The sequence below is a fragment of the Thalassoroseus sp. genome (assembly GCF_984380535.1).
The window spans coordinates 364,081-377,671 of the sequence record NZ_CFHRBF010000008.1 but is presented as its reverse complement, the minus strand read 5'-3'; the positions used below and the strand labels follow the sequence as shown (position 1 = coordinate 377,671).

Annotated in this window: 12 protein-coding genes; 6 read left to right on the top strand and 6 right to left on the bottom strand. The window is 55.6% G+C overall.

The annotated features are described in order from the left end of the window. Window positions 1-140: 140 nt before the first annotated feature. Window positions 141-1,028, bottom strand: a complete 888-nt coding sequence (gene dapA, locus AC5DDB_RS13540) for a 4-hydroxy-tetrahydrodipicolinate synthase (protein WP_491740257.1) — start codon at window positions 1,026-1,028, stop codon at window positions 141-143. Between the two features lie 127 nt (window positions 1,029-1,155). Continuing rightward, window positions 1,156-2,076, bottom strand: a complete 921-nt coding sequence (locus AC5DDB_RS13535) for an NAD(P)-dependent oxidoreductase (RefSeq protein WP_491740256.1) — start codon at window positions 2,074-2,076, stop codon at window positions 1,156-1,158. 178 nt (window positions 2,077-2,254) lie between these two features. On the opposite strand from AC5DDB_RS13535, the gene AC5DDB_RS13530 reads away from it, so the two are divergent. Beyond that, a complete protein-coding gene (locus AC5DDB_RS13530; RefSeq protein WP_491740255.1) occupies window positions 2,255-3,169 on the top strand; it encodes an aminotransferase class IV in 915 nt (304 codons plus the stop codon). Window positions 3,170-3,631: 462 nt separating this feature from the next. Here the strand turns inward: AC5DDB_RS13530 and AC5DDB_RS13525 are convergent, their stop codons facing one another. From AC5DDB_RS13525 to AC5DDB_RS13515, 3 genes are all read right to left on the bottom strand, one after another. Next, window positions 3,632-4,270, bottom strand: a complete 639-nt coding sequence (locus AC5DDB_RS13525) for a hypothetical protein (protein WP_491740254.1) — start codon at window positions 4,268-4,270, stop codon at window positions 3,632-3,634. Between the two features lie 275 nt (window positions 4,271-4,545). After that, on the bottom strand, window positions 4,546-4,908 hold the full coding sequence (gene queF / locus AC5DDB_RS13520) for a preQ(1) synthase (protein ID WP_491740253.1): 363 nt from the start codon (window positions 4,906-4,908) through the stop codon (window positions 4,546-4,548). 131 nt (window positions 4,909-5,039) lie between these two features. Continuing rightward, complete coding sequence (locus AC5DDB_RS13515; RefSeq protein ID WP_491740252.1) at window positions 5,040-7,826, bottom strand: hypothetical protein; 2,787 nt, start codon at window positions 7,824-7,826, stop codon at window positions 5,040-5,042. A 444-nt stretch (window positions 7,827-8,270) separates the two neighbouring features. Here AC5DDB_RS13515 and AC5DDB_RS13510 point away from each other — a divergent pair, with 444 nt between their 5' ends. Beyond that, entirely contained in the window at window positions 8,271-9,545 is a 1,275-nt protein-coding gene (locus AC5DDB_RS13510) for a formylmethanofuran dehydrogenase subunit B (protein WP_491740251.1), read from the top strand. Window positions 9,546-10,276: 731 nt separating this feature from the next. Further along, complete coding sequence (locus AC5DDB_RS13505; protein ID WP_491740250.1) at window positions 10,277-10,942, top strand: CatB-related O-acetyltransferase; 666 nt, start codon at window positions 10,277-10,279, stop codon at window positions 10,940-10,942. 145 nt (window positions 10,943-11,087) lie between these two features. Here the strand turns inward: AC5DDB_RS13505 and AC5DDB_RS13500 are convergent, their stop codons facing one another. Next, window positions 11,088-11,810 (bottom strand): GNAT family N-acetyltransferase, encoded by a 723-nt coding sequence (locus AC5DDB_RS13500; protein ID WP_491740249.1) that lies wholly within the window; start codon window positions 11,808-11,810, stop codon window positions 11,088-11,090. Here AC5DDB_RS13500 and AC5DDB_RS13495 point away from each other — a divergent pair. The 3 genes from AC5DDB_RS13495 to AC5DDB_RS13485 are packed head-to-tail and all read left to right on the top strand — an operon-like array spanning window position 11,809 to window position 13,554. Next, on the top strand, window positions 11,809-12,012 hold the full coding sequence (locus AC5DDB_RS13495; protein ID WP_491740248.1) for a hypothetical protein: 204 nt from the start codon (window positions 11,809-11,811) through the stop codon (window positions 12,010-12,012). The two genes, AC5DDB_RS13500 and AC5DDB_RS13495, sit on opposite strands and share 2 nt — an antisense overlap. An 11-nt stretch (window positions 12,013-12,023) precedes the next feature. Beyond that, window positions 12,024-13,262 (top strand): hypothetical protein, encoded by a 1,239-nt coding sequence (locus tag AC5DDB_RS13490; RefSeq protein WP_491740247.1) that lies wholly within the window; start codon window positions 12,024-12,026, stop codon window positions 13,260-13,262. Window positions 13,263-13,287: 25 nt separating this feature from the next. Further along, window positions 13,288-13,554, top strand: coding sequence for a hypothetical protein (locus tag AC5DDB_RS13485; RefSeq protein ID WP_491740246.1), 267 nt, complete (start codon window positions 13,288-13,290; stop codon window positions 13,552-13,554). Window positions 13,555-13,591: the final 37 nt, after the last annotated feature.

Below are 13,591 nucleotides of genomic sequence, written 5' to 3'. Positions count from 1 at the left end.
AACGGTGGGCATGCCACCCAAGTATAAACTGCATTACATGTTACGTAATATTGTCCTTAATACATGCAATTTCTTGCAGTGGCACCCGCCATCTCGCCAATGCAGTTTCCTAGCAGCGTTGCGTTATGCACCCTACGAAATTAGAGCAAACCGTAGGTTTTCAGCGTCGCTTGCAGCTTCTCGCGTTCGGCGGAAGTGAGGGGTGTCATTGGGAGTCGCAATTCACCCGAGCAACGGTCGAGGAGTTCCATTGCGGTTTTGACGGGAATCGGGTTGGTCGCCAAACCGAGCATGTCTCGACACAGCGGGAACAGCTTGTGATGTTGCTTTTGAGCGGCTGCGAGGTCACCACGATTGAACGCGTCTAGCATGGCTTTCACGTCTTGGGGGACGAGATTCCCCACCACGGAGACCACACCGCTGCCACCGAGCGCCATCAGCGGTAGCGTGAGGCTGTCATCGCCGGACAGAACGGTCAGGTCCGAACTGTTAAGGATCGCGGAGGCTTGATCCATCACGCCGGTGGATTCTTTCACCGCCACGATGTTCGGCAACTCGGCGAGACGGATGATCGTTTCCGGCTCCATGTTCTTCGCGGTGCGGCCAGGGATGTTGTAGAGCACGATCGGAATGTCGACCGCTTCCGCTACCGCTTTATAGTGCAGAAAGAAACCTTCCTGCGTGGGCTTGTTGTAATAGGGAGCGACCATCAACGCAGCCGTCGCGCCGACGCTTTTGGCGAACTTCGTCAGGCGAATTGCTTCGGCGGTGCTGTTCGAGCCAGTGCCGGCCATCACTTTGATTTTCCCGGCGGCTTGCTCGCACACAACGCCAATGATTTGCTCGTGCTCTTCGTGCGTGAGCGTCGGACTTTCGCCGGTCGTGCCGACAGGGCTGACGCAATCGGTTCCGGCTTCGATGTGGTAATCCACCAGATCCCGCAAGGCTTTCTCGTTGACCTTTCCGTTATCAAACGGGGTCACGAGAGCCACAGTCAATCCAGCAAACTGTTCGCCTTTGCGAGGCATGGTTAAGTCTCCGTTAGGTTGGGTGCTCGAGAACGCACCGCCAATGTTTTCAATCTTTGGAGGGATTAGGGATTGGAGCTTAGGGATTAGGGCAGAGCTGAAAGCCCCAACCCCTAGTCCCGAAATCCTAACCCCGATTCTTCCAGTCAACATTCGACATTTGAGCCAACGCCAACATCAAGGCATGAGTACCGTCACGTCCGTGTTTGTTCGCTTGGACGGAGAGATAGAGTTGGTGGGCCAACGCCAAACCGGGCAGGCTCAGTTGCATCTTCTTCGCTTCAGATAGCGCGATGCCCATGTCTTTGATGAAGTGTTCGACGAAGAAACCGGGATCGAAATTGTTGTCGATCATCCGTGGTCCTAAGTTCGACAGTGACCAACTTCCGGCTGCTCCGCTGCTAACGGATTTCATCACGGTCGGCAAATCGAGACCGGCTTTGTAGGCGTACAAAAGTCCTTCGCAAACGCTGATCATGGCGGCAGCGATCAGGGTTTGATTGACCATCTTCGTATGTTGACCAGCACCGGCGGGGCCTTGATAGACGATCGTTTTGCCCATTGCTTCCCAACAAGGATTGAGTGCGGTGACGACGTCTTCGTCGCCTCCGATCATGATGGACAATGTGCCGTTCTTGGCACCGACATCACCACCGGAGACCGGGGCATCGACGCTGTAAACACCTTTTTCTTTGGCAGTTTCGGCAATTTCGACCGCGAGGGACGGTTCGCTGGTCGTCATGTCAACAAGGACGTTGCCCGACTTCGAACCTGCAAGTGCCCCGTCTTCGCCGAGCATCACTTCGCGGACATCCGAAGGAAATCCGACGATGGCAAAGATCACATCAGACGCTTCTGCAACGGCTTTCGGGGTGTCGGCCCAGACGGCTCCTTTAGCGATCACACCGTCGGCTTTGGATTTCGAGCGGGTCGTCACGGTGGCGGAGAAGCCCGCGTCGAGCAAATGCCCGAGCATGCTCGAACCCATCACGCCGGTGCCAATCCAGCCGATTTTCGTTTGTCCAGGTGTAATGGCTGGAACTGCCATATCGTTGCCTTTCTCGCTGCAATTGAAAATGATATGCGGGTGTCGCAGGCAGTATAACGGTCTGTACGCGGGTCGTCACGTTGGCGGCCCGGGAAAACCGGAAATGTGCCGTCGTTTCACAGTCGATACTACAAGTCGACTATGGTCCCATCTCGGTATGCTTCTTGATCGAGCTGCTATGTATTCCGCCGACCAACCACTGGCATATCTTGACGGGAAACTGACCCCCGCCGTTGCGGCGACGATTCCCGTAAGCGACATGGGCTTCGTTCACGGAGCAAGTGTGACGGAAGTCGTTCGTACGTTCCAGCATAGGGCATTTCGCTTGGAGGATCATCTCGTTCGACTCGCGCAGTCGGCGAAGTTGGCTTGGATACCACTAACGATATCTCGTGACGAATTGCTAGAGGCCGTTCAGCGGGTCATTTCGCACAACGTCCAGTTCATCAAACCGCAGGAAGAACTTGGCATCACGATTTTCGCCACCGCCGGGCCAAATCCCACGTATGTCGGGCCGAAGGCAGACACTCACGGGCTGGTTGGGGTTCACACGTGGCGGTTGCCGATGGAGTTGTGGGCGGACAAAGTCAAGAACGGTCAGGAGTTACGTACGCCGAAGACACGAGCGATTCCCGCGGACAGCCTTGATCCCGCGATCAAATCGCGTAGCCGACTTCACTGGTACATTGCCGACCGCGAAGTTCGCGTGGAGTTCCCGACGGCGTCCGCGTTGTTGCTCGATCACGATGACCACATCACCGAAACCAGCACCGGCAATTTTTTCGTTGTGATTGATGACGAAATTTTGACACCCCCCGAAGCCGACACTTTGCCAGGCATCAGTCGGATGGTCGTGCAGGAACTCGCGGCGGAACTCGGGATTGGTTTTCGCTTTACAAGACTCCATTCCGAAAGAGTCCGCGAAGCGAGTGAAGCGTTCACATCATCCACGCCATATTGTTTGATGCCGGTGAGGAGTCATGATGGGCACGAAATCGGTTCGCAATGTCCGGGGCCTGTGTTCACACAACTGATGTCAGCTTGGAGCGATCGCGTGGGGTTGGATATCGTCGGGCAAATTGTGGGAGGGTAGTCGCCGCTTGTTTGGTGTTTGTCACTCTGTTGAGTAGAGCAGACATGAATTAGGAAATTACATTTGCGAGATTGTAAACAACACAAGCTACTACAGTAAAAGACGTTGTGTGCCACTGCTAGCTTGCCTAGCAGTGCGAGTCACCAGTTGATCGCGAGTCGCTGAAAACACTGCTGGACAAGCCAGCAGGACAGGAAATTGCATGTACTAAAGACGATGTTACGTAACATTCAATGCGGTTTATATTTGGGTGGCATGCCCACCGTTTGGGGTGGGCATGGGCCGGCGATATTTGAATGCCCAATCATGCCCACGTAAAACCGTGGGCATGCCACCCACGACGCTAAATTGATGCAATTTCCTGCAGTGGCACCCGCCATCTCTGACGAATGCGATTTCCTAATTCATGTCTGCCCGACTTGACTATTGACAGTGGTCAATTGATCTCAGAGATCATTCCACTTAATAGCTCTGAATCGGTAACACGGGCGAGACATCTTTGACGGGGATGTAGTAATAGTCTTCGCCGTTGAAGTGGAACTTCTTCCAGTTTGGGGGCACTGCCTTGTTGGGTGGCTCTACGGGGACGCCAAGATTTGGTCGCGGGTTTTGGGGAATCATATGCGGTGTTTGTGGTGACGGTTCGCGACGGAACTTCGGATTTCCCGGAGCGGGAATCACATGCGGCGGCGTAACTCGGGGTGATTCCGATTGTCTTGCCTCAATCTCTGCCAGGCGTTTTTCAAGCTGTTCGATGCGACGCAGCAATTCTGCCTTCGAGGGACCATCACTTTCCGGTGTCGGCTGGGTTTTGGATTGAGTTTCTACGGGGTGGGGCCCGAACAGAGCGTCCAGTGGATCATCACTAGAAGGAGGAACTGGTGTTGACTCCACCACCGGATTCTGCGGCTGCTTCGGTGCGGGCTTTGTCGGCACGGGGCCGAACAAGTCTTCCAACGTCACGTCTTTGGCCAGAGTTGCCGGGTTGAACGCATCGGCTTTCTTCGGATTGAAGATTTTCTCAAGCGGGTCTTTCGCCAATGCGGGCTGAGAAACCGCGATCGCCAACAATGCGGTGCACAATGTCTGAGTGAATTGCATCTGTCGCCTCCGGTGAGCAGAAGTGAAATTCCTTTCACATATCCTGCCGCGTTGGATGCAAATTTGTCAATCGCCGGATCAAGAAAACACGGTTGGTCAGACTTTCAAATTGAGTCGGAGTGGCACGACCCAGAGCGAAGCGATGGGCGTGGCGGGCCTGGAATCCACATCCTTCACGTTGGTCATGGCGTGCCACCCACGTGATGTCCAATCGTCGTCGTTTCAATCTCGGATCAGCCCGGATCAAGAAATCCAGATTCGATGTGGAGGGCGTGTTACTTTCGCGAGCCGTGTTCGACGGTGATTGTCGACCGAATGCCACCCCGCGGCGTGAAAGCGGCGATGATTTGCATCCAACGAGGGGACGTGACTTTCACAAGATCATCGAGAATGCGGTTCGTCACGTCTTCATAGAACGCACCGACGTTCCGGTACGCTTGGAGATACATCTTCAACGACTTCAGTTCGAAGCAAGCTTGGTCGGGGATGTAGCTGATCGTCAGTGTGCCGAAATCCGGTTGACCGGTTTTGGGGCACAGGGACGTGAACTCCGGGCAGACCGTTTCCATCACATAATCGCGGTGCGGGAACGGGTTCTCGAAAGTTTCCAGGAGATCGGTCGACACGGAAGAAGACATAACAGGCTCACTAACAAACAAAACCGCTGAGATTCGCGAGGAATCATAGCGGTTCCGTGTGAGGTAGCAACTGTCTTCGAGGCGGTTCGTCGTAAGGCAGACAGGAATGTCTGCCCTACCGGCGAAGCGACTCACTCCGGTGGCAAGATGCGGAGGGCTTCGTCGCGGCGGAGTGGTTCGGACATTTGATCGGACTGCAAGGCGAATTCGATGCGAGCCGATCCTGGTTGGACCGCTTTAAGGACGACATCGAACTTCACTTCACCAGCTACTGAAGGCAAGGCCGTGAAGCTGACGGTGTCGCCATCTTGGACTGCATCCGATGGTCCGTCGGCGGAGACCAGTTGCAGTTGAGGCGAGAGGGTGAAACTCACCCGCACATTGGTCGCCGGCTCGGTGCCTCGGTTCTTGGTGATGAATCGCAAAGCGATTTCTTCGCCGACATCGACTGGATCGCGAAGTTCCGCAACATCCAACCGCAATGCGGTGTAGCCTTCAATTTCGGTTTCGGATTCCACCATCGCATCGCTGCCAACGCCTTCGCTGGCGACAACGGTGCTTTTCTTGGCCCCCGCTGCGGTCGGCAAGAATTGGACGGTCAGTTTTTGCTGAGCCTGTGGAGCCATCTGGGGAACAATCCAGGTGACTGTATTCAACTGAGCATCGTATTGTCCGCCACCGTTGGCACTGACGAATCGCATCCCCGCCGGGACCGTTTCGACCACTCGCACGTTTTGAACCATGCTTGTGGAATCGTTCTGCACGGTGTTTTCGTAGACGGCTGCCCGACCAATGAAACGTCGTTTCGGACCGGTGCGGGTAATCGACAGTCGTGTGCCAACAATCGACGTTTGCCGACTAGCTTCCACTTTCACACCACCAGACGCGGTGACAATCGCTTTGTTGAGAGCGTTACCCGGTTCGAGCGCGGTCACGGTCAAGCTGACTTGTTTCGTCTCGCCGGCGGCCATGTTGCCGACTTCGTATTCCAGGTCATTGCCGCCGGGGTGCGAGAGCATACTCGGCAACAAGTTCCGCAGGTACACACCCTCGGCGTCGGTTTGCCCGGTGTTGGTCAGTTTGAAGGTGTAGGTCAGTTCCGATCCAGCGGCGGCTTCGGATGGTCCATCCAAGGTCAGAGCGATTTTCGGTGAGGTGATCACCGTACGAGCCGCCACTTCAGCGACGAAGTTGACCTTCGCCACACTGCCGATTTTGCCTTCGGAGAGCGGAATCACGCGGACGGAAATGACTTTTTCATCGTTGGCTTCGAGTTTGCCAAGTTTCCAACGGAGTGTTGTGCCGGAGAGTTCGGCTCGTGGAATCGTACCCGTCAGACGAGTGCCTTTAGGAATTTGATCTTCCACCACAACTTGATGTGCGGCCCGTTGTCCGGCATTGCGAACCACGATTTTGTAAACCATCGGTTCGTTGAGGACGGCTCGCGGCGGTGCCACTTTTTCGATTTTCAATTGCGGCCGCTCGTGTTCACTAAGCGACGGGTCGGTAATCACACCGTTCCCTGTTAGTTCTTCCGGCCGTGTAACGATGCTGCCAGGAGCGCGAGGCTCATCGGAGTTCATCGTCGGAGCCGGTTCCACAGCGGCAGATTTGGTTTCCGGTTCCGGTTGCAAGTCGAGTGCGGCTTCCATGGGCACGGGAGCGGCTGGAATCGGGACCGGTGTCGGGTCGGTTTGCGGCGGTGCAACGGTCGGGGCATTGCCCAACGCTGGACCGGCATTGAAGTTCAAGTTGTCGAGCGGATCGACTTCCGGTTCCGCCTCTGGTTTGGGCTCAGCAACCGGTTGCGGTGGTTTGACCGCAACGTCGAACGGACTCGATTCGACAGGAGTTTTAGCCACCGGGGTGTCGTTCGATGGCTTCGCTGCCGGTAAGGTCGGTTCGGCGACTGGTTCCGGCTGAGTTTCGTCAGCTTCGGGAACCAAACCGAAAGCCGTGAGCGGATCTTCTTCGGGACCGGTCACGCCAGCCGGAGTTCGCATGTCGACTGGTGTCGGTGCGGCTTCCGCGGTCGGCAAGGAAACGTCACCGCTTCCGAGGGTATTCGGAGCGGGCGAAAGTTCTGGGAGAACCGGCTCGTTCGCGGCAGTGTCGACCGGTGTCGGTGCAGTTGGAGCTGCGAGATCGAACGGACCAGCCGGCGCTGGTAAAGCCGGTCCCGAGTCGTTCGTGGTTTCTGGTTCGTAGGGATCGAATTCCGGTGTCGTCCCCGTCGCTGCGGATGGCTTCGGTTCGCTGCTCGATGTCGGAAACACGGGTTCGTCAAACGCTCCGCCATTGGGATCCGGTTCGGGATTGGGAAGCGTCGGCGTGGATTCGCGTGGTGGTTCCGGCGAGTCGAAGAACGGATTTTCGTCGCTGGCACCGAAGGTGTCGGTCGATGACCCGCCGGCACCGAATGGAGCCGGATCGTTCAGGGCTACTCGAATCTCTGCCGGTTTCGCCGATATCGGTTGTCCACTGACAGACGCCTTTCCCAGTGGTTCGGCAGCCCGTTCCAACGGGATTGGTGTTTCGTCGGTGCTGGGCAGCTCACGTCGAAACGCCATCGGAGATTCCGCAGGCAAGGCGGCCATCTCCACCGGCGTGGGAACATCTGCACTCGCGTTTGTCGGCAACGTTCGTGGTGGGTTCGGCTCGGGGAACGCGCTCGGCACGACCTCGAACTCAGCCGGTTCCGCTGCAAATCGCAGGGGTTCCGACGGTTTCGGGGGAACACGTTCGACCTCGTCGGCACGACGATCGCCGTTAGGATCCAGTTCACCCGCATCGGCGACCGGCGGAGTAAACTCCGGTTTGCCAGCGCTCGAGAGTCCGCGTTGCGCTTGCAATACGACCAGCACACCGATACCAACAACACCCATCAGGGCTGTCATTTTCCATAACGAGGTCTGCATGGAAGTCCCTTCCCACCTGCGGACATATGATTCAAACTGGTTGACTTGGGCAATTGCGATGCTGTTCACACTCCATCTAAAGCGGTCAAGTCAATCACCACTTCAGATCGGGCGCTCCACCCAAATCGGCTCCTCGTATTACCTCGGGGAATTAACCGTGAGGAAATCTCGGTATCAATGTAGAAATGACATTGGAAACAGTAGATTGTGCAATTCGAGGATGGGAGCGGGGTATTAACACAATTTAGAATCTTCGCAAACCCGAGTTTCCCGAATCCCGTCGAAAAATCCGGCGAGTTTGTAGAATCTGTCCTATAGGCCTCCGTGAGACTATGGGTCAGGAAGCGAAATCCACTCTGTCGTTGCACTCGAACTTGTCGTTGCACTTGAAATAGACATCCAGCCAGCCACATTCCATTGACCGATCAGCCCCACCAACACAATTTGAACACCATTACAGATGTCGCTTGCACGATTTGCGGCTGTGTCTGTGATGATCTGAAGATTACCACCGAGAACGGGGCGGTTGTAAAAGCCGATCGTGCGTGTGGGCTCGCCGAACCGTGGTTCTTGGAACAAACCAGTCAGCATGTTTCCGCATATTTCATCGACCAGCAGCCATCGAGCTATGCAGATGCCATCGAGCGAGCCACGCAACTGCTCCACGAATCACATGCACCGTTAATCTACGGTCTTTCCCGAAGTAGCACTGCCGGTCAACGAGCGGCAACGGCGTTGGCGGATCGCTTGGGAGCCGTCATCGACACGACCGCCTCTCGCTGCCACGCACCGTCGATTTTGGCGTTTCAACAAGCCGGCGAACCCACGTGTTCGTTGGGCGAGATTCGCAATCGGGCGGATTTGGTCGTGTATTGGGGATCGAATCCGCTTGTCAGTCACCCTCGGCATCTCGAACGATATTCCGCCGATCCCGTTGGGCGATTCATTCCGAACGGACGCGCGGACCGTACGGTGGTCGTCGTCGATGTCGAGCAAACTGCAACCACCGAAGCGGCCGATATGTTCGTGCCCGTCGAACCCAACCGCGACTACGAAGCTTTGTGGACACTCCGCAGTTTTGTCGCCGATCGGGAGCCACCCGAAAATGCAGTGCTTGGAGCCGACCGGGAAACACTGCGGGATTTGGCCAATCGGATGAAGAATTGCCAATGCGGTGTGATTTTCTTCGGCTTGGGTCTCACTCAGCAGTCGCTCGGGCATTTGAATGTCGATGCCCTACTCCGGTTGGCGGCAGAACTCAATCGGCATTCCCATTTCTATGCCCGTCGCATGCGAGTGCCCGGCGACGTCACCGGAGCCGACAGCGTTCTCTGTTGGCAGACCGGTTATCCGTTTAGTGTCGACTTGCGTCGTGGATTTCCCCGTTACAACCCCGGCGAGTTTTCTGCAAACGATTTGCTCGAACGGAACGAAGTCGATCTGTGTTTACTGGTCGGCAGCGAAGGTGTGCCGGCGTTGTCACCGATTGCTCAGCAGCGTCTCCATGAAATCCCGACGATCGTGCTCGACTACCCGACCATCGAATCCGCAATCCCGCCGACCGTCCGCTTCACCACTGCCGTCTACGGCGTTCACCACCCCGGCACCGCCTACCGCATGGACGAAGTGCCCATCCCACTCCGAGCCTTCCTGCAAAGCGACTTACCGACCGACCATCAGGTGCTAAACGAACTCGTCCGCAGTGTCCAACCTATCTAGGCGGCAGGGACGAGTTTTAATATGTTCTAGTGTCGATCAGTGAAACGAGTTTCACTTTGATTAGTTCTGACTCTCGATGCTCACTAGTAAAGGTTGTGTGTGCTCATGAAAGTCGAAGTGTCAGGCAAGCAGTTTATATTTCCAGTAAAGTGTGCTTGCTGCGGTGGGACTGCAGACGCTGAGTTGTCAACTTCCGCGAGCAAAGCAACGGGAAGGCGAGTTATTCGTACGAAGACAAACGAATGGGACATACCGTACTGTGATGAATGCGTACGACATGTCAATCTCGCAGAAGGCACGGCATCGCTTACGATTATGTTCTGCGTGATTTCAGTATTAGGAGCAGGTGTGCTCTGGTACTTCACCAGCATAACTGTAGGGATTGGCTTCGGCATCCTTGTCCTGATTGCAACTAGCGTATTCTATAAGAAGTTTACGGGGCAAGCTCAGAAGAAATGCACCTCAAGCTGTGCTTGTGTCACGAAATCCATCGTGTATCTCGGATGGCATGGTTCAACGCATCGATTCTCGATTCTCTCCGAGCCGTATGCAGTTGAGTTCATGAACGCAAATCGGCAAAAACTTGTCAACCTTTCAGCAAAGGCACGAAGACTGTTGAGTTCCACCGAGAACGGATCTCAAACAAACGCTCCCCGAACACCAAGACGGCGAGAGAGCTAATCTGTATCCCGGATATTTCCATTGAATGAATCGTGTAGCGAGTAAGCCACATGCTTGATGCGAGCCAAAAGTATCCGATGGTGATGCCGGATGGGACGGTGATTGAAACCGTCGTGCAATTGAATCAGGTAATTGATCATCCGCGAATCGAGATCGGCGACTTTACGTATTTTGGTCATCTCGAAAAGTTGGAAGATTACGGCAGTTACATCGCCCCGTTTCTGTTTCCGCTCAGTCCCGAGCGGCTAGTGATTGGCAAGTTCTGTCAGATTGCCCATGGGGTGCGGTTTATTACAAGTTCCGCGAACCATAACATGCGAGGATTCTCGACCTATCCCTTCAATAATTTCATGATGAGTCCTACCACCACGATGGACGACATCAAAGCGATGTTTGAAGTCTCTGAGAAGAAGGGCGATACCATCATCGGGAATGATGTGTGGTTCGGCATGGAATCGGTTGTAATGCCAGGGGTGACGATCGGTGATGGGGCCATCATCGGTGCTCGTGCGGTCGTTGCCAAAGACGTGCCGCCTTACACAATCGTCGCGGGTAATCCCGCCCAGGTCATCAAAAGCCGTTTCAACGAACAAACCACCAAGACACTCTTAGACATCAAATGGTGGAATTGGCCTCTCGAAAAGATCGAAGCGAACATCACAGCCATTACCGGTGCTGATTTGAAAGCTCTTAAGCAAGCCGCTAGTGAAAGTTGAGCTATCTGTTTACTTGACCTCTTCGGCGCGAATCACAAGATTCTTCCAAACGACGTGTCCTTGGCTGGCATCTCATAAAGTATCGTAGGCTGGGTCGTGACCCAGCATTTCGACTAATGCTTGATCGTGTCAAATAAACGAAAAGCTATACATCACATCGAAACGTCGTTTGTCTTCCGTATTCACTGAAACCGAGGCGGTCGGCGATGTTGGCGGAGCCGGTGTTGACGTCGAGTCGCCAGTATTGAACGATGCGGCCGGTGTTGAGGCCGTGATCGGCGAGGGCGGAGACGACGGCTTGGCCATGACCTTGGCCACGGTGATCGGGATGAACGAGCACGCCGACATCCGCGATATTGTCAAAGTCGGACTCGATAAAACTCGCCACTGCAATGAGCTGGTCACCCTGGAACTTCCCAAAGACGGCCGGGTGATCGATGTTGATGTTGGCCATCCGCTGATCCAACATCGGACACGCGCGGTGTAAGTCGGTGAGCGCGGGGCTATCGTCTTCTGTGAGTCGGCGAACGTCAGTATCCAACTTCGGGCAAAACCGATCGGGATGCAAATACAGGACTCGTTCCGTGGGGGCTCCCCGAGAGCTTTCCGGTGCGAATTGTTGCGTCAGTTCGTCGAAGTGGACGATTTGCGTTTCGCGGCTTTCGAGCCATGTCTGAACTCGGTCGGCTAGTTCGTCGGACGTTTCGACCAACAGCGAATTGTCATGGTGAAAAGTCAGCATCAATCGCCGATCCGCGTGGTGCCAAACTTTCATGTGCACTCCAGGACGCGTGAAGTCCTCGACATCGCAATCATAACGGGCAGCCACGTGGCGGTGGATCACATCCGCATCGGGATGCTCGAACATGTCGTCTATCCTTGAGGATCGCTGGGGGTTCAAACGCTCTGCATATCGTCGGATGGAATCTTTCCGTGGGGGACATTTCCCAGCCAAGGGGGAAATCCGCCCGGTTTTGTTGGAAGACTTGCCTCGGCCCGGTTATCATGTGCTGAGCATTGTACACATTGTGACTCGCAGCGGCACCGCTTCTGTGAGTCGCTCCCCCTAGGAATTCGTTTTATGAACTCGCAACAAATCCTCCCGACGCTACTCGTTCTCATCGGCTGTTTGGCCGTCGTTGGTTGTGGCGACGGGGACGATTCCGGCCAAGTTGTTCAACAGCCGCCAATGGGAGTGTCATCGAACGGTTCCTCTGCCCCAACTGGTGGGCACGGATCGGGCCTCGAAGACGGACATGGTGAAATGCTCGCGGGCGATCCCCATGCCACGGGAGAAAGCTACGACCCGGCGATGATGGAGGGCGGACACGGGGGAGCCCAAAGTGGTGGTCACGGTGGTGGCCATGGAGGCGGGACGACTGCCCCAGGGGAATCGATCGCCCACGCGGAATTCGCTGAAAGTTCGCATGGCGAAGCGTACCCGGCGGGTAATGCACCCAGCGGGCACGGATCACCCGGCGGGCAAGCTGCACCGAACGGACACGGTTCGCCAGGGAATGCGAGTCATGGCTCGAGCGAGCACAGCGAAGGATCATTACCGATGCGGTCACCGATGCCGATACCGATGCCAGGAGCCGAGGAGTTCGCTCATGCCGAGGCACAGGCTGGAGGTGCAGGACACGGGCAATCGCCTCCTGGCGATCCTTCAGAGTATCCATCCGGGGACGGTGCACCCGGCGAACACGGGGCTCCCGCAGGAGTTGTTCCGATGCCTGACGGTCACGGTGCCCCCGGCGAACCCGGCATGGCACCCGGCGAACCCGGTTTCATCGGTGGTGGCGGCGAAGGTGGAGCCGGCGGGGGGCCTGGTGAAGGCGGACGCGGCGGACTTGGGGGCAATGCGCGACCCAAAACTCCCGCTGAAGCCGCTCAAATGGTGCCTCAAGTTCCGGATGACACGCCGGAGTATCCGGTTGTCGAGTTGATTCGTAACATTCTGGCCTCGAATGGCGAGGAAATTCCGAAATACATTTATCCGCTCCGTCCCAAAGGTCTGATCGGCGAACTTTACGACGAAAAAACTCGTGATGATGCCATCGAAGAAGGCCAACAAATGTTGATGGCACTCACCCCGAATGGGCGCCGCACTGTGCAGCGTGATATTTGGATTTCGTTAGCCAATCCCGATACCGGAAAACTTCTGACGTTTGTTGTTCGCAAGTACAAGAGCCAATACGTGGTCTATGACCTCAACATCCGCGATAATCCGAACTATCGCCCCGGCACCGGAGCTGGTGGTGCGGGTGGTGAAGGCGGTGCCGGCGGTGTTGGTGGAGCCGGTGGTGAAGGCGGATTCTAAGCTGCTCGTCGAATGAGAAAATCCCATGTCGAAAATATCCAGTTTGATGAGTCGTCGATTCACTTCCGATGCCCTCGATGCGAGAGTCGGGCAGTTTGTATGTTGGGTGGGCGCAGTCCTTGTGCTGATGCTTGGATTCTACAAACTTCTTCGGCTGCCGCTGACTGAGGTGGAGTTGTTCTTTGGACTGCTTTTGGTCTCCGCAGTGAGTTTGTTGTGTGTGTTGATTGGTCTGGTGATTCCAATCGCTATGCGATTCGGATTATCAAACGACCAAGCCCCACGCGGTTGAGGCTCAGAACGACAACGAAGTGGAAAATTCACGCCGC